We start from the raw sequence: 21,595 nt of genomic DNA, 5'->3' as shown, positions 1-21,595 counted from the left end.
GGGCTGCGCGGTCATGTTGTTCCACGTGGAACATCGATGCTAGACGTGCCGTCCCAGTTGCCGATCCTGGGCTACCCTTGGGATGTTTTCCACGCAACAGGGGAGAGAGGACATGCAGGCACTGCTTCCGCCGTCCCTGCGCAAGTTGCGACTGCCGTTGCGACTGCGCCTGTGGGACGGCTGCGAACTGGATCTGGGCCCCGAGCCCGAGGTGATCCTCGAGGTTCACGATCCACAGCTGCTTCGCGGGCTGGGCCGGCCAAGCCTCGACCTGCTCGGCAGTGCCTATGTCGAGGGCGCGATGGATATCCATGGCCCGATCGCCACGGTGATCCGCCTGGCCGATCAGCTCAGCGCGGCGTTGCCCGGCGAGGCGACCGCCGCGCTGCCGCCGCGGCCGGCGCATAACAAGGCGAGCGACGCCGAGGACATCCACTACCACTACGACCTGTCCAACGACTTCTACCGCCTGTGGCTGGACCGCGACATGGTCTACTCCTGCGCCTACTTCGAGACCGGCACGGAGGACCTCGACACCGCCCAGCAGGCCAAGTTGCGCCATCTGTGCCGCAAGCTGCGCCTGCAGCCCGGCGACCACCTGCTGGATGTCGGCTGCGGCTGGGGCGGCCTGGCCCGCTTCGCCGCCCGCGAGTTCGGCGCCCGTGTGCTGGGTATCACCCTGAGCCGCGAACAGTTGGCACTGGCCCGCCAGTGGGTGGCGGAGGAGGGTCTGCAGGACCGCGTGCAGCTGGAGCTGATGGACTACCGCGACCTGCCGGGCGACGGCCGCTTCGACAAGGTGGTCAGCGTCGGCATGTTCGAGCATGTCGGGCACGCCAACCTGCCGCTGTACTTCAAGACTCTGTTCCAGGCGGTGAAACCCGGCGGCCTGGTGATGAACCACGGCATCACTGCCAAGCACACCGACGGCCGCCCGGTCGGGCGCGGCGGCGGCGCGTTCATCGGCCGCTACGTGTTCCCCCATGGCGAGCTGCCGCACCTGGCCACCGCGGTGGCGCGCATGAGCGAGGCGGGGCTCGAGGTGGTCGATGTGGAGAGCCTGCGCCTGCACTACGCGCGCACCCTGCGCTTCTGGAGCGAGCGCCTCGAGGCGCACCTGGACGAGGCGGCGCAGCTGGTCCCGGCGCGTGCCCTGCGCATCTGGCGGCTGTATCTGGCCGGCTGCGCCTACGGCTTCGAGCACGAGTGGATCAACCTGCACCAGATCCTGGCCGTGCGGCCGCGTCCCGATGGTTCCCATGACTTGCCGTGGAGTCGCGCGGACCTTTATCGGCCTTAACTCCGGTGATCCGTCGTCAAAAAAACGTCTTCCTGGCCGGACGATGACCGTCTTCCTCCGCCCTTTCGACCTTGGTTGACAATGCGTTGACGCCGCGGGTGTCTGCAGGCACATTCGTCGCCCACCAGACGATGCGCGTCCCGACCGGCAGCTGCCGGTCGTCTCGGCGACCGTGAAAGGATCATCAAGGGGAAGGGGCGCCAGGCGTGCGATCGGCTCTGCAGTGGGTACATCCGCAACACCGCGATTCACTCCGCCTGCCCCTGGCGGTTCTGCTCGGCCTGCTGACCGGCCTGGCGTTGACCGGGCAGCTCGCCGCCGTCTTCCCCCTGGTACCCGGCTACCTGGCCTGGCACATGCTGCTGGAGACCACCGCCATCGCGGTCGCGGCGCTGGTGTTCGCGGTCGGCTGGAACAGCCACAGCCTGCACCCGCAGCGCAACGTGCTGCTGCTCTCCTGTGCCTTCCTCGCTGTGGCGCTGCTCGACTTCTCGCACATGCTGTCCTACCGCGGCATGCCCGACTACGTGACCCCCAGCGGCGTGGAGAAGGCTATCCATTTCTGGCTGGTGGCCCGCTACGTAGCCGCCGCCGCGCTGCTGGTCGCAGTCTGGCTGCCCTGGCCGCCGGTGGCCGGCGAGCCGCTGCGCCGGGCGCGCCCCGGGCGCTTCCTGCCCCTGCTCGGCATGCTCCTGCTGGTGGCGCTGGCGCACGGACTGTTCCTCTATTATCCGCACTGGCTGCCGGCTACCTTCGTGCCCGGCCAGGGGCTCACCGCCCTCAAGCTGGGCGCCGAATACGGGGTGATCGGCGTCCACCTGCTCACCCTCGGCGTGCTGCTGCGCCGCCTGCGTCAGGCCAGCGGCTGCAACGTCGCTCTGCTGCTCGCGGCGGTGCTGGCGATGATCTGCAGCGAGGTGTTCTTCACCCTGTACGCCTCGGCCACCGACCTGTTCAACTTGGTCGGTCACCTCTACAAGGTGCTGGCCTATCTGCTGCTCTACCGGGCGGTATTCGTCGAGATGATCGCCGCCCCCTACCGCGCCCTCAGCGCTACCCGTCGCCACTCACAGGCGATCCTCGAGGCGATTCCCGACCTGCTGTTCGAGTTCGACGGCGACGGCCGCTACCTGCAGGTGCATGCACCCAGCGCGGAATTGCTGGTCGGCACGGGCAGCCAGTTGGTCGGCCGCACCCTGGACGAGGTGCTGCCCGCCGAAGCGGCACGGGCATGCCTGGCGGCGCTGCGCGAGGCGGGCGAGCGCGGCCACTCCGCCGGCCGGCAGGTCTGCATCCCGCTGACCGACGGCTCGCGCTGGTTCGAGCTGTCGGTATCGGCCCTGCACGCCGAGCGCGGTGGGGCGCCGCGCTTCGTCATGCTGGCGCGCGACGTCACCGCGCGCACCCAGGACCAGGCCACGCTGCGCCGGCTGAGCCAGGCGGTCGAGCAGAGCCCCAGCACCATCCTGATCACCGACCTCGAGGCACGCATCGTCTACGCCAACCAGGCCTTCACCCGCAGTACCGGCTACAGCCTGGAGGAAGCCCTCGGTCGCAACCCCCGCCTGCTGCACTCGGGCAAGACCGCACCGGCGGTGTACGCCGAGATGTGGCAGAGCCTGCTGAGCGGCCAATCCTGGCGCGGCGAGTTCGTCAACCGGCGCAAGGACGGCAGCGAGTACGTCGAGGCGGTGTTGATCTCGCCGGTGCTGGATACCGCCGGCCAGCCGATCCAGTACCTGGCGATCAAGGAAGACATCACCCAGCGCAAGCTGGACGAGCAGCGCATCGAGCGCCTGGCGCACTTCGATGCGCTGACCGACCTGCCCAACCGCAAGCTGTTCGCCGCCCGCTGCGAGCAGGCCCTGGGCCTTTCCGAGCGCAGTGGCCAGCCGCTGGCGGTGCTGCACCTGGGCCTCGACCACTTCAAGCACATCAACGACTCGCTCGGCTATCGCGCCGGCGATGCCCTGCTGGTCGAGATCGCGCAGCGCCTCAAGGCGGCGCTGCGCGACGAGGACACCCTGTCGCGCCAGGGCGGCGACGAGTTCGTCCTGGTCCTGCCCTACGCCGGCGCCCAGGAGGCCGCGCATATCGCCGAGCGACTGCGCGCGCTGGTGGCCGCGCCCTGCCAGGCGCGCGAGCACAGCCTGGTGGTCAGCGCCTCGATCGGCATCGCCGTGTTTCCGGAGGATGGCCACGACTTCGACACCCTGGCCCAGCGCGCCGACATCGCCATGCACCGCACCAAGCAGGAGGGACGCAACGGCTACCGCTTCTTCACCGCCGAGATGCAGCGCCACTCCGCGCGCATCCTCCAGCTGGAAAGCGCCCTGCGTCATGCGCTGGCCAACGGCGAGCTGCACCTGTGCTTCCAGCCGCAGGTGGCGCTCGGCCGCCTGCGCCTGGTCGGCGCCGAGGCGCTGCTGCGCTGGACCCACCCGCAGCTGGGAGCGATCAGCCCGGCCGAATTCATCCCCATCGCCGAAGGCAGCGGACAGATAGTCGCGCTCGGTGAGTGGGTGCTGCGCGGCGCGGTGGCGCAGATGCAGGCCTGGCTGGCGCAGGGCTATCCGCCGGGCATGACCGTGTCGGTCAACCTGTCGCTGGCGCAGTTCCGTCATCCGGGGCTGGTCGAACTGGTCGCCGCGCTGCTGGCCGACAGCGGCCTGCCGGCGCACTGCCTGGAGCTGGAACTGACCGAGAGCGTGGCCATGCACGAGCCGGCGGCGGCCATCGCAGTGGTCCGCCGCCTGCGCGCGCTCGGCGTGCTGCTGACCATCGACGACTTCGGCACCGGCTACTCGTCGCTGAGCTATCTCAAGCTGTTCGAGGTACACAAGCTGAAGATCGACCAGTCCTTCGTCCGCCATATCAACGAGGACGGCCACGACCAGTCGATCGTGCGAGCCATCACCGGCATGGCCAAAAGCCTCGGCATGCGCACCATCGCCGAGGGGGTGGAGACCGTCGCCCAGCTGACCGAGCTGGAGCGCCTGGGCTGCGACGGGGTGCAGGGCTACCTGTTCGGGCGCGCCCTGGCCCCGGCGGAGTTCGACATTTTCGTCGCCGAGCACCTGCAGGCGCGCCCGGCGCCACTGGCCACGCCGGCCTGAGCCGTCCCGGCAGCCCCTATCGGCCGGCTGCCGGGGCGCGCGTCACAGCAGCGGCACGCTGTAGCTGACGATCAGGCGGTTCTCGTCCTGGTCGGTCTGCGCGTCGCCGCGCAGCGAGGCGTTGCGCCAAGTGAAGGTGAGGCCCTTCAGCGCGCCGCTCTGCAGGCTGTAGTCCAGGCGCAGGTCGCGCTCCCACTCCTGCTGGTCGCCGCCGGCGGCGTCGATATGATCGCCGCTCAGGTACAGCGCGCTGGCCTTGAGCCCCGGCACGCCGAGCGCTGCGAAGTCGTAGGCGTAGCCGGCCTGCCAGGTGCGCTCGCCGGCGCTGGCGAACTTGTTGATCTGCACGTCGGTGATCAGGTAGGTGGAGGAGCCGTCGCCCTGGTTGAGGAACGGGAAGGCGCTGTCGCCGGAGACCTCCTGGTAGCCGGCACTCAGCGCGTGGCCGCCCAGGGTGTAGGTGAACAGGGCGCTCCAGGTCCGGTTGTCGACCTCGCCGCGATCGGGATCGCCGGTCACCCAGAAGCCGCTGCTGCGGTAGCCCTCGGCGCGCCCGGCGGCATTTGAGTTCTTGCCGTCGGAGCTGCTGTCGAAGTAGCGCAGGTCGGTCTTTAAGGCCCCGACCGGCAGCGCCCAGGTGTGCACCAGGCCGACGAAGTGCTGCTGGTAGTAGTCCTCGAGGTTGCCGAAGTAGTACTGCGCGGTCAGCGACTTGGTCAGCTTGTAGTCGCCGCCGGCGTAGTAGAACTTGTTCGATTCGGCCGCGGCGGTGGAGCCGGCGATGCGCAGGCCGACGTCGTCGGTGGAGCTGCGCGTCTTGGTGTGCTCCAGCTGGCCGGCGGTGAGGGTGAGGTCGGTGATCTCGGCGGAGGTCAGCTGGCCGCCCTCGAACAGCTGCGGCAGCAGGCGGCCGTCGTTGAAGGTGACCACCGGCAGCTTGGGCTGCAGGGTGCCGATGCGCAGCTCGGTCTTCGACAGTTTGGCCTTGGCGGTCACGCCGGCCTTGCTGTACTCGTGCACGGCGCTGCCGTCGCTGTCGAGCGGGAACAGCTGTCCGGGCTTGCGGCTGTCGGTCAGGTCGCCGTCACCGCCGCCGTCCAGGCGTACGCCGAGCAGGCCGATGGCATCGACGCCGACGCCAATGGTTCCGGGGGTGTAGCCGGAGGTGTAGTTGAGGATGAAGCCCTGACCCCACTCGCTGGCCTCGTTGCGGTTGTCGGCGGTGTTCTTGTCGTTGCGGTCGTAGTAGAAGTTGCGCAGGCCGAGGGTGACCTTGCTGTCTTCGATGAAGCCTGCGGCGGACGCCTGCTGCACGGACGGCAGACCCACGATGCCCGCCACGATGGCCAGGGCCAGGGTGGACTTGTTCATTGCTCGATACTCCATGCGAAAAAAACGGGCGGCCGCGCGGCGGCCGGCGCCGGTAAGGAAACTGGGTGGATCACCGTCGGCGACGGTGATGGCTAATGGAGCGGGCCTGACGGCCCGCGGGGAATCGCCGGTTGTTGTCGGTTGGTTCCGCGCCATCGCGCGGGCGAGCGAATCCCTCCCCCGTACACCGGGGCGAATGACAAGGCTTGGGGGGAGCATGCTGGCGCGCTTCGGCGCCAGCGCGGCGGCGGTCAGTCGACGGCGTAGCCGTAGCGGGCGATCACCGCCTTGGCTGCCGGGGTTTTCAGGTAGTCGAGCAGCGCCCTGGCCGCCGGGTTGTCCTGGCCGGCCTTGAGCAGCACGGCGTCCTGGGTGAGCGGCGCATGCAGCTTGGCCGGCACCTGCCAGGCGGAACCGCCGCTGATCCGGCCATCCTTGTAGACCTGCGAGAGCGCGATGAAGCCCAGCTCGGCGTTGCCGGTGGCGATGAACTGGTGGGTTTGGGCGATGCTTTCGCCCTGCACCAGCTTGCCCTTGAGCGGCTCTGCCACGTCCAGCGCCTGGAGGGTTTCCAGCGCGGCGGCGCCGTAGGGGGCGGCCGCCGGGTTGGCGATGGCCAGGTGGGCGAAGCGGCCCTGCTTGAGCACCGCGCCTTGGTCATCCACCAGCCCCGGCTGGGCCGACCACAGCACCAGCTGGCCGGTGGCGTAGGTGAACTGGCTGCCGGCCACCGCGGCGCCGTCGCCGATGAGCTTGCTCGGCGTCTTGCTGTCGGCGCTGAGGAACACCTCGAAGGGCGCGCCGTGGCTGATCTGCGCGTAGAACTTGCCGGTGGCGCCGAACGCCAGCTTGGCCTGGTGGCCGCTGCTCTGCGCGAAGCCCTTGGCCAGCTCCTCCATCGGCGCGGTGAAGTTGGCGGCCACCGCCACCTGCACTTCGCCGGCCTGGACGAGACCCAGCGGCGCCAGGGCGATCAGCAGGGCGCCGAGCAGGCGCGATACCTTGTGGGACATGCGAAAACTCCTTGAGTCGATGGCGAGGGGACGCCGCGATCCTTCCGCAGCCGAGGCGGGCACCAGTGATAGCCTCGGCTACATGATTTCAGCGCAGCCTGCGGTAGGAATTGCAAAAAGGCTGCCAGGTGCCTGCTTTTAATTAAATATCTTTTATTTCAATGACTTATCGATTTACAGGACAGGCGTCAGGTGCGCATTAATTATGTAGCGGAAGCTATAACGGCGCACATTCCATGTCGTTTTGTATACAACGCGACATGACGGTGCCGGCGAGCCTGGCGTGCGCGCAGACCGCGGGAGGCACCGCCGGCGGCATTTGGTAGTACCCTTGCGCTCTTGTGCGTGCCATCGACAGGAGTTTGCGATGCTTTACCGTCCACTGGGCAGGACCGACATCCAGGTCAGCGCGCTGGCGCTGGGCAGCATGACCTGGGGCGAGCAGAACAGCGAAGCCGAGGGCTTCGCGCAGATCGACCGCGCGCGCGCCGCGGGGATCAACTTCATCGACACGGCCGAGATGTACCCGGTGCCGCCCCGCGCGGAAACCTGTGGCGCCACCGAGACCATCATCGGCAACTACTTCAGGCGCCATGGCGGCCGTGAGCAGTGGATCATCGCCAGCAAGGCGGCGGCGCCGGGCAACGGCATCACCCATATCCGCGAGGGGCGCAACCACTTCGACCGTGCCAACCTGGTCGCCGCGGTGGAGGGCAGCCTCAAGCGCCTGCACACCGACTACCTCGACCTCTACCAGCTGCACTGGCCGGACCGGCAGACCAATTTCTTCGGCCAGCTCGGCTACACCCACGATCCGGACGCGCATATCACCCCCATCGAGGACACCCTGGAGGTGCTCGACGAGCTGGTGAGCAGCGGCAAGATCCGCCATATCGGCCTGTCCAACGAGACGCCCTGGGGCGTGCACCGCTTCCTGCAGCTGGCCGAAAGCCGCGGCTGGCCGCGCGTGGTGTCGATCCAGAACCCCTACAACCTGCTCAACCGCAGCTTCGAGGTGGGGCTGGCGGAGATCGCCATCCGCGAGCAGGTGGGTCTCTTGGCCTACTCGCCGGCGGCCTTCGGCCTGCTGTCGGGCAAGTACGAGAACGGCGCGCGGCCGGAAAAGGCCCGGTTGACCCTGTTCGAGCGCTTCCAGCGCTACAACAACCCCCAGGCGCGGCGCGCCGCCAGCGCCTATATCGCCCTGGCCCGCGAGCACGGCGTCGATCCGGCGCAGCTGGCGCTGGCCTACGTGACCAGCCGGCCGTTCCTGACCAGCAATATCATCGGCGCCACCACGCTGGAGCAGCTGGACAGCAACCTGGCCAGTTTCGATCTGAAGCTCAGCGACGAGCTGCTCGCCGGTATCGAGCGCATCCATACCGAGCAGCCCAATCCGGCGCCCTGAGGAACTGGCCGCATGTCCGAGCTCAACGACCCGCGGGTGTTCTTCGCCGCCGAGCGCACCCTGCTGGCCTGGAACCGCACCAGCCTGGCGCTGATGGCCTTCGGCTTCGTCATCGAGCGCTTCGGCTTGTTCATGCAGCTGATCCTGCGCCCCGGCGTCGGTCAGCTGGAGCGCGGCGCCTCGTTCTGGATCGGTGCCGGCTTCGTGCTGCTCGGCGCGTTGGTAGCGGTCAGCTCATCGTGGGAGTACCGCCGGGTGGTGCGCACCCTCAAGCCGATCGAGATCCCCGAGGGCTACCGGGTCAACGCCGGTCCGCTGCTCAACCTGCTGGTCGCCGCGCTCGGCCTGCTGCTGCTCGGTTACCTGTTCCTCGGCTGAGCGGCCTCAGCCGAACTGGAAGGCGGACAGGGTGGTCTCCAGCACCCGGTCGCTGAACACCCTGCGGCCGCGGGCTTCGCCCGCCGCGCCGGCCGCCACCAGCAGCGGCAGCAGGTGCTCCTCGGCCTGCGGCGGATGGCACAGGCGCGCGCAGGGCGCCTGCGCCCAGTCGCGCAGCGCGGCCGCCCGCGCGGCGGGGTCGCCCTCGACGGTGGCGGTCAGCCAGGCGTCGAATTGCGCGGAGATCGGCCCGAAGCGCGGGTCGCGGTAGCCGTCCATGTTGTGGAAGCTCATGCCGCTGCCGACGATCAGCACGCCCTCCGCGCGCAGCGGCGCAAGGGCGCGGCCGGCGTCCAGGTGCGCCTGGGCATCGAGGTCCTGGCGCAGCGACAACTGCACCACCGGCAGGTCGGCGGCCGGGAACATCAGCAGCAGCGGCACGAACATGCCGTGGTCGAAGCCGCGCAGCACGTCCTGGTGGCTGGCGATCTGCGCGGCGTCGAGCAGCGCCTGTACCCGCTCGGCCAGCGCCGGGCTGCCCGGCGCGTCGTAGCGCAGCTCATAGGTGGACGGCGGAAAGCCGTAGTAGTCGTAGATCAGCTCCGGCCGGGTGCCGCCGGTGACGCTGAAGCTCGGCTCCAGCCAGTGCGCCGAAACCAGCAGGATGGCCTTGGGCGGCTGCGCCAGGCTGGCGGCGATCCCTTTCAGATAGGCGGCCAGCGGCGCCCAGGTGGCCGGTGGCTGCCAGTCCATGAAGAAGCACGGACCGGCACCATGGGGGATGAACAGCGTCGGCAGCGGGGCGGCGGACATGCGGAACTCCTCGGCGCGGGAAGGCGTCACTCAGTATGGCCCACCGCGCCTGCGGCATGTCCCGTCGGCCGTCGCGGGCGCCACGAATCTGCTAGCTTGAGTCGCAGAAGGCCACGGAATGAGGAGGGCGGCGATGCGACATGCGGACCTGAAGCTGCGCGGGGTCAATCTGGGCAGCTGGCTGGTGCTGGAGAAGTGGATGGTGCCCAGCCTGTTCGCCGGGCTGGCGGCCACCGACGAGACCACCTGGTGCGCCGAACTGGGCGCGGCGGCCGGCGAGCGGCTGCGCCGCCACTGGGACAGCTTCATCACCCGCGACGACTTCGCCTGGCTCGCCGCCCGCGGCCTCAACGCCGTGCGCATCCCGGTCGGCCACTGGATCTTCGGCCCCGACTACCCCCATCACCGCAGCTACGGCGCGCACCGCTACCCCTTCGTGGAAGGCGGCGTCGCCGTGCTCGACCGCGCCATGGCCTGGGCCGAGGAATTCGACCTGCGCGTGGTGCTCGACCTGCACGCCGGGCCGGGTTGCCAGAACGGCTTCGACAACGGTGGCATCAAGGACGTCTGCGAGTGGCACACCCGTCCCGAGTACCTCGAGCATTCGCTGAGCGTGCTGGAGCGCCTGGCCGAGCGCTATGGCGACCATCCGGCGCTGCACGCCATCGAGGTGCTCAACGAGCCGCGCTGGGACGTGCCCACCGACTATCTCAAGGCCTACTATCTGGCCGCCTATGCGCGTATTCGCCGGCACTGTCCGGCCGAGCGCATCGCCGTGGTGTTCCACGACGGCTTCCGCGATTTCCGCGAGTACCTCGGCTTCATGCAGGAGCCGGAGTACCAGAACGTGATCTTCGATATCCACCGCTACCAGTGCTTCGAGCGCGGCGACATCGACATGGACATCTACGGCCATATGCGCAAGGCCGCCGGCGAATGGAAGCAGGAAGCCGACGCGATCATCACCGAGCTGGGCCTGCCGACCATCTGCGGCGAGTGGAGCCTGGGTTTGGACCTCAAGGTGGTGTCGCTGTGGGCCGAGGGGCCGTTCAACCATGCTCTCGAGCATATGGACGCCTTCCAGGAGACGGTCGCCTACCGCGGCTATGCCGCCGCCCAGCTGGCCACCTTCGAGAAGTACCAGGGCTGGTTCTTCTGGAACTACAAGACCGAGACCACGCCGGCCTGGAGCTTCCGCGATTGCGTGGAGCGCGGCTGGCTGCCGTCATTCTTTGCGTAGCGCACAGGGCTCCGGCTCCTCGCCGACGGGACTCGGGTAGCGCGCCTCGCCCGCCCGCTTGAGGATCAGCTTGCGGCTGAAATAGCGCTCCAGGCTGTCGTGGAAGCTGACCGTGAGCAGGGTCGAGTCGGGCAGTTCGCGCTGCAGGATGTCGGTCAGGCAGTCCTCGGCGTGCGGGTCGAAGGCGTCGCTGGCCTCCTCGATGAACACCCAGGCCGGGCGCTGCAGCAGCAGGCGGGCGATGCCCAGACGCTGCTGGGCGCGCAGCGGCAGCACGGCGTCCCAGCGGTCGCTGTCGCCCAGGCGCGGCGCCAGCCAGTCCAGCCCGGCACAGTGCAGGACGTGCTCGAGCGCGCCGCTGGGGAAGTGCCCGGGCGGATGCGGGTAGCTGAGCGCCGCGCGCAGGCTGCCGTCGGGCAGGAACGGCCGCTGCGAGAGGAATACGATGTGCTCCCCGGCAGGCAGGCGGATCTCGCCGCTGCCCCACGGCCACAGGCCGGCCACCGCCTTGAACAGGCAACTGGCGGCGCTGGCGTCGCCGTCGATCAGCACCCGCTCGCCGCGGCGGATCCTCGCATTCAGGTGCTCGACCAGCAGTCGCCCGTCCGGGCCGGCCAGGCTGAGATCGCGCAGCACCAGTTCGTCGTGGACGCCGGGATGCAGGTCGATGCGGTGCTCGACCGGTCCACGGGCGCGCTCCTCGAGCTCGCGCAGGTCGTGGTAGAGGCTGGCCACGCGGTCGGCCGAGGCGCGGCCCTTGGCCAGCTCGCCGAGGTTGTCGATCGGCCAGGATAGCGCCGAGGTCAGGCGCTGGAAGGCCTGCGCGGCCTGCATCAGCACCCCGAGGGTCATGGTCCCGGCGATGAACTGCGGGGCGGCGACCAGCAGCGGGAACACCGGCAGCAGGGTGCCGTAGCCGGTGGAGAAGGCGACGATGCCCAGATAGCCGAGGGTCTGGCGGTCCCAGCCGCGCCCGACGTCGGCGAACAGCCGCGCCGCCTGTTGCTGCTCGATGCCTTCGCCGTGCATCAGGGCGATCGACTCGGAGTTCTCCCGGGCGCGCGCCAGGCCGAAGCGCAGGTTGGCTTCCACCGCCTGCAGGCGGTTGGTGGCGTTGACCAGCGGGCGACCGAGCAGCAGGCCGAAGGCGGTGCCGGCGCCGGCGTAGAGGAACGCCAGCAGCACCAGGTAGCCGGGTATCACGATCTGGGTACCCGGTATCTGCAGGCTGCCGGAGACGCTGAGCAGGATGTCGATGAAGCTGCCGAGGATCAGCACCGAGTAGAGCAGCGACAGCGCCAGGCCGACCGCCGTCTCGGTGGCGATGCGGATGTCCTCGGCGATACGCCCGTCGGGGTTGTCGTGCTCGCCGCTGGTGAACTGCAGCTGGTAGTGGTGGGCGTGCGGCAACCACTGGTTGAGCAGGCGGCGGGTCAGCCAGCGCCGCCAGTCGAGCTGCAGCCAGCGCTTGACGTGCAGGTGCAGGGCGGTGACCACCATGGTCAGCACGAAAATCCCCACGAAGGTGGTGACCTGCAGCAGCAGGGCGCTCAGCGAGCGCGCTTCGAGGGCATCGAACAGCTCGCGGTTCCAGTAGCTGAGCCAGATCGCCAGGCCGACCTGCGCTTCGGTCAGCAGGATCAGCAGGAGCACGGCGCCGCGTACCCGCCACTTGCGACCGCTGCACCAGTAGGCGCTGATCACTGGCCACAGCTGCCCGCTCAACCAGGCGAGGGTGGACTGCTGTGCGGGGCCGGCCGCCATGCCTCAGCGCTCCGGCGCGGCGGCGCGTTGCCGCTGCCGGCGGCCGCCGGCGCCATGGTCGGGCAGCGCACGCGGGCAGGTGCCGCCGATGTCTGTCGCCAGGATGTTCATGCTGACCTCCTGTGCAGGTGGTGCCGGCCGAACAACGAGGCGCCCGCGCAGAAGGCGTCGGCCTGGCCAGAGGCGTGGCGGAGGCCGGCAGGTCGGCTCTCCGGCGCTCGCTGCTCATTCTGTACAAAAGTATAGGTGGGTGTGTCAGCAGGGAAACAACCGCTGGGCAGTGCAGCGAGCAGGCTCTGGCACGCGTTGGTCCCTGCGCCTGCAGCGGGACGCGGTTTTGCCCGCGGCCCCCTGTTGCCGGCAAATCCGGCGGCATACACAATGCCCGCTTGCCAGGGGCCGTCGGCGGCCACGCGACGGGAGCTTGGGATGGCGGTGAGTTGGGGGCTGCGCAGCAAATCGGTATTGGCCTTGCTGCTGGCGTGCGCGGTGGCGCTGATACCGGCGGCCTGGCTCGGCTGGCGCGCCATGGAGGAAATCCGCGAGCATTTCGGCGAGGCCTACGCGCGCAATTTCACCCTGCTGCAGCGCGAGCGCATCCTCGCCCCGCTGGCTCGCGAGCTGGCGCTGGCACGGCGCTTCGCCGACGGCGAGCTGACCCGCCGCTGGCTGCTGGCCGAGGGCGACGCCGAGCGCCGCGCGCAGTTCTTCGCCGAGGCCGCCGGTTACCAGCGCGACTTCCGCGACCATTCCTGGTTCGTCATTTCCGCCGCCACGCGCGACTACTACTTCAACGACGCCAGCCAGCCGATCAGCGAGCGGCCGCGCTACGTGCTCGATCCGGCGGATGGCGACGATGCCTGGTTCTTCGCCAGCGTCCAGGGCAGCGCCGACGCCAACGTCAACGTCAACGTCGACCACAAGCTCAAGGTCACCAAGGTCTGGTTCAACATGCTGGTGCGCGATGGCGACCGCACCCTCGGCCTGGCCGGCACGGGCATGGACCTCAGCGCCTTCCTCGAGCAGTTCGTGGTCACCGAAGAGCCCGGGGTGACGCCGATGATCCTCGCCGCCGACGGTGCCATCCAGGCCCATCCGGATCCGGCGCGCATCGCCTACAACTCCGGGGTCAGCGGCGTCGGCGGCGGCGCGCGGGTCTTCGACCTGCTCGCCGCGCCGGCCGAGCGCGAGGCGCTGCAGGCGGCCCTGCGCCGCGCCGAGGTTGCCGGCGACGGCGTGCAGCTGCTGCGCGCCCACCTCGACGGTCGCGAGCAGCTGCTGGCGCTGAGCTACATCGAACCGCTGCGCTGGCATCTGCTCACCGCCGTCGACCTGCACGCCGCGCGGGTGCTCGACGAACGCTGGCTATGGCCGCTGCTGGGCACCCTGGCGGCCCTGCTGGGCAGCCTGCTGATCGGTTTCGCCTACGTGGTGGACCGCCTGCTGCTGCAGCCGCTGCGCAGCCTGCAGCAGACCGCCAAGGCGATCGCCGCCGGCGACTACGCCACCCGCCTGCCGCCACCGCGCGGCGACGAGATCGGCGAGCTGTCGGCCGCCTTCGCCAGCATGGCCGAGCAGGTGCGCCGGCACACCGCCGAACTGGAGGACAAGGTGCGCGAGCGCACCGAGGCGCTGGAGCGCGCCAACCGCGAGATGGCCGCCGCGCACAAGCAGATCGACGACTCCATCGACTATGCCAGCCTGATCCAGCGCGCCATCCTTCCCGACCGCGAGCTGGCCGCCGCGCTCGGCGAACGCCAGCATGCGCTGTGGCTGCCGCGCGACGTGGTCGGCGGCGACTTCTACCTGTTCCGCGAGGGCGTCGACGGCTGCCTGCTCGGCGTGGTCGACTGCGCCGGCCACGGCGTGCCCGGCGCGCTGATGACCATGCTGGCGCGCGCCGCCATCGACCATGCCATCGGTGTGGCCGGCGCCACGGATCCGGCGGCGATCCTGGGCGAGACTGACCGCACGGTGCGTGGCATGCTGCGCGGCGAGCAGGGCGCGCTGGCGACCAACATGGACGCCGGCCTGGTATGGATCGATCGCGCGGCGCGGCGCCTGCGCTTCGCCGGCGCGCGCATGGCCCTGTTCGCCAGCGACGGCGTCGAGGTGCGCGAGTACAAGGGCGGTCGGCGCGCCCTGGCCGACAAGCGCCAGGGCGAGTACGCCAACCTCGAGATCGTCCTGGAACCGGGCTGGACCTTCTACCTGTGCACCGACGGCTTCCTCGATCAGACCGGCGGCGAGCTGGGTTTCGGCTTCGGCAACCGGCGCTTCGGCGATCTGTTGCGCAGCCACGCGCAGCGGCCGCTGGCCGAGCAGGCCGAGCGCTTCGTCGCCCGCCTGACGGCCTATCGCGGCGAGCGGCCGCAACTCGACGACATCACCGTGCTGTCCTTTCGTTTCGACTAGCTGGATACAGGAGTGCCGATGGATAACTACGACCTGCTGGCCATGCGCGAGCACTACAATCGCCAGCGCATCATGCTCTGCTTCAACGGGCCGATCTCGCGCAGCCTGATCGAGGAGATCGGCAACGCCCTGCGCAACTACCTGGCCGCCGAGCAGGCGCAGCCCTCGGCGGCGATGGATGTGTTCGCCGTGTACATCGAGATGACCCAGAACATCCGTCACTACGCCACGCGCATGAACTACCCCGAACAGGACGCCGCGGCCACGGTATCGATCTCCCGTGACGAGGAGGGCCGCTACGTGGTGGCGGCCGGCAATCTGGTGGAGCTGGACGACGGCCGCCAGCTGGTCGACTGGATCGCCAACCTCGCCGGGTTGGACAAGGCGCAGCTCAAGGCGGCCTACAAGGAGCAGCTGCGCCGGCCGCGCGACGACGAGCGCGCCAGCGGCGCCGGCCTTGGCCTGCTCGACATCGCCCGCAAGTCGAGCGCGCCGCTGCGCGCCAGCCTCAAGGAACAAGCCGACGGGCGCGCCTTCCTCAGCCTGCGCGCCGTGATCTGAACCTCATTCGCACGAGTACCACCATGACTGAACTGAACATTCCCGGTACCCAGTCCACGCCGACCATCCACGGCGACTGGCCGGCCGGCGTGCTGGCCATGCAGGGCGACTCCTATCCGGAAAACTCCTTCGAGCTGTTCGGCCAGGTGATCGACTGGGTCGAGCGCTTCCTGCGCGAGGAAGCCCGGCCGCTGGCCCTCGAGCTGCGTCTGCTGTACCTCAACACCAGCTCGATCAAGGCGCTGATGGACATCTTCGACCTGCTCGAGGAGGCCCACCGCGACGGCCTGCCGGTCAGCGTCAGCTGGCACTACGACAGCCGCAACGAGCGGGTCGCCGAGCTGGCCGAGGAGTTCCGCGAGGACTGCAGCTTCCCCTTCGCCATCCTGCCGTTCAGCGAGTGAGCCGCCATGAGCAGCGAGCGCGAGCTGGACCTGCTGGTGGAAAGTCTGCTGAGTGAACCGGCCTACTACGGCCATCCGCTGCGCGAGGCGCTGGCGCGCCTGCAGCAGCAGAACCTCGAGCAGCTGTCGCGGCTCGAGCGCATCGCGCGCATCTCCGACGGCTACCAGGCGCTGGCGCGCGAGCAGAACCTGACGCTGTCCGAGCGCTACCACCGCCAGCTGCGCCAGCTGGAGAAGGTCGCGCGCATCTCCGACCGCTATCAGGACATGCTGCGCGATCTCAACCAGGCGCTGCGCGACGCCTCGCAGCGCGACGTGCTCACGGGCCTGGCCAATCGCCGCATGCTGATGGAGCGCCTGCGCGAGGAGGAACTGCGCAGCCAGCGCAGCGGCCGGCCGTTCGTGCTGGCGATGGTCGACGTCGACCACTTCAAGCAGATCAACGACCGCTGGGGACACGAGGTCGGCGACCACGCCCTCAGCCAGATCGCCCGCGCGCTGCAGGACAGCGTGCGCGGCTGTGACTTGTGCGGGCGCTGGGGCGGCGAGGAGTTCCTGCTGCTGCTCACCGAAACCACGCTGGCCGAGGTGCAGCCGCTGATCGAGCGCCTGCGCGCGGCGGTGCGCAACCTGCGGGTGCGCCACGGCGAGGCGGAGCTGGCGCTCACCGTCAGCCTCGGGGTGGCCGAGTGCCGGAGGGGGGAGGGCTATTCGCTGGTGCTCAACCGCGCCGACGCGGCGCTGCTGGTCGCCAAGCGCAGCGGCCGCGACCGCTGCGTGCTGGCCCCGGCCGCGGATGCCGAGGACGTGACGGCCGGGGTCTGAGCAAGTCGCGGCGCTGGTGTCAGCCGCGATGGTGGAGCATGAACTGCCGGTCGCGCTGCTCTCGCCACCAGCCGCACAGGCGGCCGCCGGCGGACCAGCCGTGCCAGTCGAGCAGGGCGTGGCCGTCGCCGGTGGCGAGGAGCAGGAGCGCCTGACGTGGCGACCGGTAGCGTTGCAGGGGCCGCTGCTGCAAGGCCGCGGCCAGGTTGGCGGCCAACCGCGCGGCCTGGTGCGTGGCGTGCCAGGCGTTGCGGGCGAGCCCCGCCAGGCTGGCGCAGTCGCCGCTGGCGAAGATCTGCGGGTGGCTGAAGCTCTGCAGGGTGGCGCCGACGCGAATGAAGCCGTCTTCTGCGCACTCCAGACCGCTGGCGGCCAGCCAGGGCAGCGGCTGGCTGCCACTGGCCAACAGCAGGCGCGGCCCGAGCCAGACGGCGCCGGCCTCGCTGTGCAGGGTGTCGCCGTCGATGTGGCTGATCGGGCAATGTTCGCGGCAGTGCACGCCGAGCTGACGCAGCAGGCCGTGGGCGCGCATGCGCAGCCCCGGCGAATGGCCGTCGAGTAATGGCCCGGCGCTGAACAGACTGAGTTGTGGTACTTGGCCGGCCAGCGCCAGTGCCAGCTCGACGCCGGCGACACCGCCGCCGACCAAGGCCAGGGGCTGCGGATCCGCCTGCCACTGCCGCCAGCGGTCGAGAAAATCCGCGAAGGGTTTTACCGCCACTACCTCCATGACCGGGTTGTGCTGCGGCGGCGCCGGCGGCGCGGCGCCGACGTCGAGCGACAACCAACTGGCCTGCAGGCTGCTGCCGTCGGCCAGTTGCAGTCGGCGTTGTGCGGCGTCCAGGCCGACCGCGGTGCCCAACTGCAGCTCCACACCCGCGGCGCGGCACAATGGCTCCAGTTCGAGACGGCAATCGTTCTCGCCGATCCGTCCGGCGAGTAGGGCGGGAATTCGTCCGGCATACCAGGCATGCGGCGACTGGCTGAGCAGCAGCAGCCGTCCCGGCGGCCGCTCGCCGCGCGCCCAGCGGCGCAGCACGCCGAGATGACTGTGTCCGGCGCCGATCAGCAGCAGATCAGGATTGGGCATCGGCGCCTCGAGGGGCGGCGGAGGGGGCGGTCATCGGTGCGGCTCCTGGCAAGGGATCGGTGCCGGACCGGTGCGGGACTCCGGACGGCAGGCGCCAGTTGTAGCACAGGCGCCTGCCTGCGCGCTGGAGAGCCTGCAGAAACGCCAAGCCCGCGAGCGGAGCCGCGGGCTTGGCATATGCGGCTCCGTACAGAGCCTGAGAGGCGGATCAGGCCAGTTCGTCGAAGCACTCGGCGAGGATGGCCAGGCCCTTGTCCAGCTGGGCGTCCGGGATGGTGACCGGCATCAGGAAGCGGATGACGTTGTAGTAGGTGCCGCAGGACAGCAGGATCAGGCCCTTCTCGCGAGCGCGGGCGACGATCTTGCCGACCAGTTCGGCGGCCGGCTTGCTTTCGTCGCCGCCTTCGAACAGCTCGATGGCGACCATCGAGCCCAGGCCGCGGACGTCGCCGATGACCTTGTGCTTGGCCTGGATGCCGCGCAGGCCGGCCTTCAGACGCTCGCCGACGGCTTGGCTGCGCTCCAGCAGGTTCTCTTCGTCGAACACCTTGAGCACGGCCAGGGCCGCGGCGCAGGCGATCGGGCTGCCGGCGTAGGTGCCACCCAGGCCGCCGGGAGCGACGGCGTCCATGATTTCCGCCTTGCCGCACACGCCCGAGATCGGGAAGCCGCCGCCGACCGACTTGGCGAAGGTGGTCAGGTCCGGAACCACGCCCAGTTGTTCGGTGGCGAAGAAGGTGCCGGTACGGCCGGCGCCGGTCTGTACTTCGTCGGCGATCAGTAGGATGCCGTGCTGGTCGCACAGGGCGCGCAGGCGCTGCATGAACGGCTTGGAGTTGACGTAGAAGCCGCCTTCGCCCTGTACCGGCTCGATGATGATCGCGGCGATGTCCTGCGGCTGGGCATCGTTCTTGAAGATGCGCTCGATGCTGGCGATGGCGTCGTCTTCGCTGATGCCGTGCAGCTCGCACGGCGCGAGGGCGCGGAACACGCCACCCGGCATCAGGCCCATGCCGGCGGAGTAGGGGACCACCTTGCCGGTCAGCGACAGGGTCATCATGGTGCGGCCGTGGTAGGCGCCGGTGAAGGCGATCACCCCGGCGCGGCCGGTGGCGGCGCGGGCGATCTTCACGGCGTTCTCGACGGCCTCGGAGCCCGAGGTGACCAGCAGGGTCTTCTTGGCGAAGTCGCCCGGCACGCGCTTGGCGATCTCTTCGCACAGCTCGATGTAGGGCTCGTAGGCCAGTACCTGGAAGCAGGTGTGGGAGAGCTTGGTCAGCTGCTCCTGGACGGCGGCGATCACCTTCGGATGCAGGTGGCCGGTATTCAGCACGGCGATGCCGCCGGCGAAGTCGATGTACTCGCGGCCTTCGACGTCCCACACGGTGGCGTTCTCGGCGCGCTCGGCGACGATCGGGTGGATCTGGCTGACGCCGCGGGCGACGGCAGCTTGGCGACGTTGCAGCAGGGAGGCGTTGGTCTGGCTCATGGCATTCTCACGCAGGACAGTCGAAGGGTCGGTGGGGACCGGCCTGCCGCGCAGGCAGGCTGGTCGGAAGAGAGGGGTGGCAAACCGTCGCCGACAAAACACGGCTGCCACCCACCCCGGGCCGGAGCCCGGAGTTCGTACGAATCAGATGCCGCCGAGGCACAGGTACTTGATCTCCAGGTACTCGTCGAGACCGTACTTGGAGCCCTCGCGGCCGAGGCCGGAGGCCTTCATGCCGCCGAACGGCGCCACCTCGGTGGAAATCAGGCCGGTGTTGATGCCGACCATGCCGTACTCCAGGGCGTCGGCGACGCGGAACACCCGGCCGAGATCGCGGGCATAGAAGTAGGCGGCGAGACCGAACTCGGTATCGTTGGCCTGGGCGATCACGTCTTCCTCGTCGCGGAAGCGGAACAGCGGGGCCAGCGGGCCGAAGGTCTCTTCCTTGGCCACCCGCGCGCTGGTCGGCACGTCGACCAGGATGGTCGGCTCGAAGAAGTTGCCGCCCAGGCCGTTGCCGCCGGCGATCACTCGTGCACCCTTGCTCACCGCATCGTCGAGGTGCTGGCGCACCTTGGCGACCGCGTTGGCGTCGATCAGCGGGCCGGTGGTCACCCCGGCCTCGGCGCCGTTGCCGACCTTGAGCTTGGCCACCGCGGCGGTCAGCTTGGCGGCGAAGGCGTCGTAAACCTTGTCCTGCACGTAGATGCGGTTGGCGCACACGCAGGTCTGCCCGGCGTTGCGGTACTTGGAGATCATCGCGCCCTCGACCGCGGCGTCGAGGTCGGCGTCGTCGAAGACGATGAAGGGCGCGTTACCGCCGAGTTCCAGGGACAGCTTCTTCAGGGTCGGCGCGCATTGCTCCATCAGCTTGATGCCGACTCCGGTTGAGCCGGTGAACGACAGCTTGCGCACCACCGGGTTTTCGCACAGCTCGGCGCCCACCTCGCGGCTGGTGGCGACGTCCGCCGGCAGCACGCTGAGCAGGCCGGCCGGAATGCCGGCGCGTTCGGCCAGCGCGGCCAGTGCCAGCGCGGAGAAGGGCGTCTGCGGCGCCGGCTTGAGCACCATGGCGCAACCCACCGCCAGAGCCGGACCGGCCTTGCGGGTGATCATCGCCGCTGGGAAGTTCCACGGCGTGATCGCCGCGGTTACGCCGACCGGCTCCTTCTGCACCAGGATGCGCTTATCGGCGGCATGTGCCGGGATGACGTCGCCATAGGCGCGCTTGGCTTCCTCGGCGAACCACTCGATGAAGGAGGCGGCGTAGGCCACTTCGCCACGCGCCTCGGCCAGCGGCTTGCCTTGCTCGGCCGTCATGATCTGCGCCAGGTCTTCCTGGTTGGCCAGGATCAGTTCGTACCACTTGCGCAGCTTGGCAGCGCGCTCCTTGGCGGTGAGCTTGCGCCATGCCGGCTGGGCCAGACGCGCGGCCTCGATGGCGCGGCGGGTTTCCGCACGGCCCATGTTCGGTACGCTGCCCAGTTTTTCCCCGCTGGCCGGATTGAAGATATCGGTGCGCGCACCGCTGTCGGCCTCGCACCAATGACCGTTCACATAGGCTTGCTGGCGGAACAGGCTGGGGTCTTTCAGTTCCATCGCGGTCTCCGGCTGATTGTTCGAAATGTCAAACAATCCTAGGATCGACTGCAGCTTCACGCAATAGGGTGTGCAAAAAAAACAACGAATGAGACGGTTTGCGTAAATTTTTCAATGGCGTAGATGGCTGGGCGCGTCATTACCGTTCGGGATCGCGAACGAATTCCGGTGCCATGGACGATTCCGGACAAGATGCGTATGATGGCGCCCGCGCTGTCGCGCCGATTTTCGGGTCAGCTTAGCGCACAGGCATCCGTAGCTCAGCTGGATAGAGTACTGCCCTCCGAAGGCAGGGGTCGTGGGTTCGAATCCCGCCGGATGCGCCATATAGAAGAAAGGGCCTGCGTGCGAGCGCGGGCCCTTTTTGTTTTCGGGGATTCCGCTGAACCTCGGGTTGCATGATGGGCAGCTCGGCTCCCTCTATATAGTTAGCAGGTGGCGGTGCGTGCCTGGCGCGGGCGAATGTTGCAAAAAAGTGTTGACCTATCGATTCGAGTCCCTATAATGCGCACCACTCCCGGCGACGAGCTGAAAAGCCCTTGAATATCAAGGAGTTATCTTCAGTTTTGGCGATCGGGGGTGGCAGGGCTGCGGCCTTGCCGGCGCTTCCGGCTTCGCTTGGAGGTGCGCTGCGGAGGGGGTTGACAGCGATCTGGGTTGCTGTAAGATTAACCTCCCTCGCTTCGGTGGTGCAGGTTGTTCGCTGAAGCACAAGCGGTTGAATCGAAAAGAAAATTTTCGAAGCACGCTTGACAGGTTGAAAGGCTGCTGTAGAATGCGCGGCCTCGGTTGAGACGAAGCGATAAGCT

Annotated in this window: 16 protein-coding genes, 1 tRNA gene and 1 pseudogene; 10 read left to right on the top strand and 8 right to left on the bottom strand. The window is 68.9% G+C overall.

The window, feature by feature from the left end; translation table 11 throughout:
* Positions 1-112: 112 nt before the first annotated feature.
* Together cfaB and LMJ29_RS04895 are read left to right on the top strand one after the other, a co-directional pair.
* A complete protein-coding gene (gene cfaB / locus LMJ29_RS04900; protein ID WP_229604398.1) occupies positions 113-1,300 on the top strand; it encodes a C17 cyclopropane fatty acid synthase CfaB in 1,188 nt (395 codons plus the stop codon).
* Between the two features lie 206 nt (positions 1,301-1,506).
* Positions 1,507-4,416, top strand: a complete 2,910-nt coding sequence (locus LMJ29_RS04895; protein ID WP_229604397.1) for a bifunctional diguanylate cyclase/phosphodiesterase — start codon at positions 1,507-1,509, stop codon at positions 4,414-4,416.
* A gap of 42 nt (positions 4,417-4,458) precedes the next feature.
* Here the strand turns inward: LMJ29_RS04895 and LMJ29_RS04890 are convergent, their stop codons facing one another.
* Positions 4,459-5,787: an OprD family porin gene (locus LMJ29_RS04890; protein WP_229604396.1), complete on the bottom strand. Its 1,329-nt coding sequence runs from the start codon at positions 5,785-5,787 to the stop codon at positions 4,459-4,461.
* A gap of 251 nt (positions 5,788-6,038) precedes the next feature.
* Positions 6,039-6,800, bottom strand: a complete 762-nt coding sequence (gene modA / locus LMJ29_RS04885; protein ID WP_229604395.1) for a molybdate ABC transporter substrate-binding protein — start codon at positions 6,798-6,800, stop codon at positions 6,039-6,041.
* A gap of 367 nt (positions 6,801-7,167) precedes the next feature.
* Between modA and LMJ29_RS04880 the strand changes: the two genes are divergently transcribed.
* Entirely contained in the window at positions 7,168-8,208 is a 1,041-nt protein-coding gene (locus LMJ29_RS04880) for an NADP(H)-dependent aldo-keto reductase (RefSeq protein WP_229604394.1), read from the top strand.
* A gap of 12 nt (positions 8,209-8,220) precedes the next feature.
* Positions 8,221-8,586, top strand: coding sequence for a YidH family protein (locus LMJ29_RS04875; protein WP_229604393.1), 366 nt, complete (start codon positions 8,221-8,223; stop codon positions 8,584-8,586).
* Between the two features lie 6 nt (positions 8,587-8,592).
* Here LMJ29_RS04875 and LMJ29_RS04870 read toward each other — a convergent pair whose 3' ends face one another.
* The gene (locus tag LMJ29_RS04870; RefSeq protein WP_229604392.1) at positions 8,593-9,399 is read right to left on the bottom strand and encodes a DODA-type extradiol aromatic ring-opening family dioxygenase; all 807 of its coding nucleotides are present in this window, start codon (positions 9,397-9,399) and stop codon (positions 8,593-8,595) included.
* Between the two features lie 133 nt (positions 9,400-9,532).
* On the opposite strand from LMJ29_RS04870, the gene LMJ29_RS04865 reads away from it, so the two are divergent.
* Complete coding sequence (locus LMJ29_RS04865; protein ID WP_229604391.1) at positions 9,533-10,639, top strand: glycoside hydrolase family 5 protein; 1,107 nt, start codon at positions 9,533-9,535, stop codon at positions 10,637-10,639.
* On the opposite strand, the gene LMJ29_RS04860 is transcribed toward LMJ29_RS04865, so the two are convergent.
* Positions 10,625-12,403: an ABC transporter ATP-binding protein/permease gene (locus LMJ29_RS04860; protein ID WP_229604390.1), complete on the bottom strand. Its 1,779-nt coding sequence runs from the start codon at positions 12,401-12,403 to the stop codon at positions 10,625-10,627. The two genes, LMJ29_RS04865 and LMJ29_RS04860, sit on opposite strands and share 15 nt — an antisense overlap.
* 429 nt (positions 12,404-12,832) lie before the next feature.
* Here LMJ29_RS04860 and siaA point away from each other — a divergent pair, with 429 nt between their 5' ends.
* The 4 genes from siaA to siaD are packed head-to-tail and all read left to right on the top strand — an operon-like array spanning position 12,833 to position 16,608.
* Complete coding sequence (siaA, locus tag LMJ29_RS04855) at positions 12,833-14,818, top strand: biofilm regulation protein phosphatase SiaA (protein WP_229604389.1); 1,986 nt, start codon at positions 12,833-12,835, stop codon at positions 14,816-14,818.
* Between the two features lie 18 nt (positions 14,819-14,836).
* Complete coding sequence (siaB, locus tag LMJ29_RS04850) at positions 14,837-15,379, top strand: biofilm regulation protein kinase SiaB (RefSeq protein WP_229604388.1); 543 nt, start codon at positions 14,837-14,839, stop codon at positions 15,377-15,379.
* A 23-nt stretch (positions 15,380-15,402) separates the two neighbouring features.
* On the top strand, positions 15,403-15,783 hold the full coding sequence (siaC, locus tag LMJ29_RS04845) for a biofilm regulation phosphoprotein SiaC (protein WP_229604387.1): 381 nt from the start codon (positions 15,403-15,405) through the stop codon (positions 15,781-15,783).
* A 6-nt stretch (positions 15,784-15,789) separates the two neighbouring features.
* On the top strand, positions 15,790-16,608 hold the full coding sequence (gene siaD, locus LMJ29_RS04840; protein ID WP_229604386.1) for a biofilm regulation diguanylate cyclase SiaD: 819 nt from the start codon (positions 15,790-15,792) through the stop codon (positions 16,606-16,608).
* A gap of 19 nt (positions 16,609-16,627) precedes the next feature.
* Here siaD and LMJ29_RS04835 read toward each other — a convergent pair whose 3' ends face one another.
* From LMJ29_RS04835 to gabD, 3 genes are all read right to left on the bottom strand, one after another.
* Complete coding sequence (locus tag LMJ29_RS04835; protein ID WP_229604385.1) at positions 16,628-17,698, bottom strand: FAD-dependent oxidoreductase; 1,071 nt, start codon at positions 17,696-17,698, stop codon at positions 16,628-16,630.
* Between the two features lie 208 nt (positions 17,699-17,906).
* The gene (gene gabT, locus LMJ29_RS04830) at positions 17,907-19,187 is read right to left on the bottom strand and encodes a 4-aminobutyrate--2-oxoglutarate transaminase (RefSeq protein WP_229604384.1); all 1,281 of its coding nucleotides are present in this window, start codon (positions 19,185-19,187) and stop codon (positions 17,907-17,909) included.
* 144 nt (positions 19,188-19,331) lie between these two features.
* A complete protein-coding gene (gabD, locus tag LMJ29_RS04825) occupies positions 19,332-20,786 on the bottom strand; it encodes an NADP-dependent succinate-semialdehyde dehydrogenase (protein WP_229604383.1) in 1,455 nt (484 codons plus the stop codon).
* 249 nt (positions 20,787-21,035) lie between these two features.
* Between gabD and LMJ29_RS04820 the strand changes: the two genes are divergently transcribed.
* A tRNA-Arg gene (locus LMJ29_RS04820) sits at positions 21,036-21,112 on the top strand.
* A 173-nt stretch (positions 21,113-21,285) separates the two neighbouring features.
* Here LMJ29_RS04820 and LMJ29_RS04815 read toward each other — a convergent pair.
* Positions 21,286-21,595: pseudogene (locus tag LMJ29_RS04815) on the bottom strand (hypothetical protein); the annotation flags it as partial.

It is taken from the genome of Pseudomonas oryzagri (assembly GCF_020831405.1).
GTDB classification, from domain to species: Bacteria; Pseudomonadota; Gammaproteobacteria; order Pseudomonadales; family Pseudomonadaceae; genus Geopseudomonas; species Geopseudomonas oryzagri.
The sequence above is the reverse complement of the archived record's forward strand: the minus strand, read 5'-3'. Positions and strand labels throughout refer to the sequence as shown.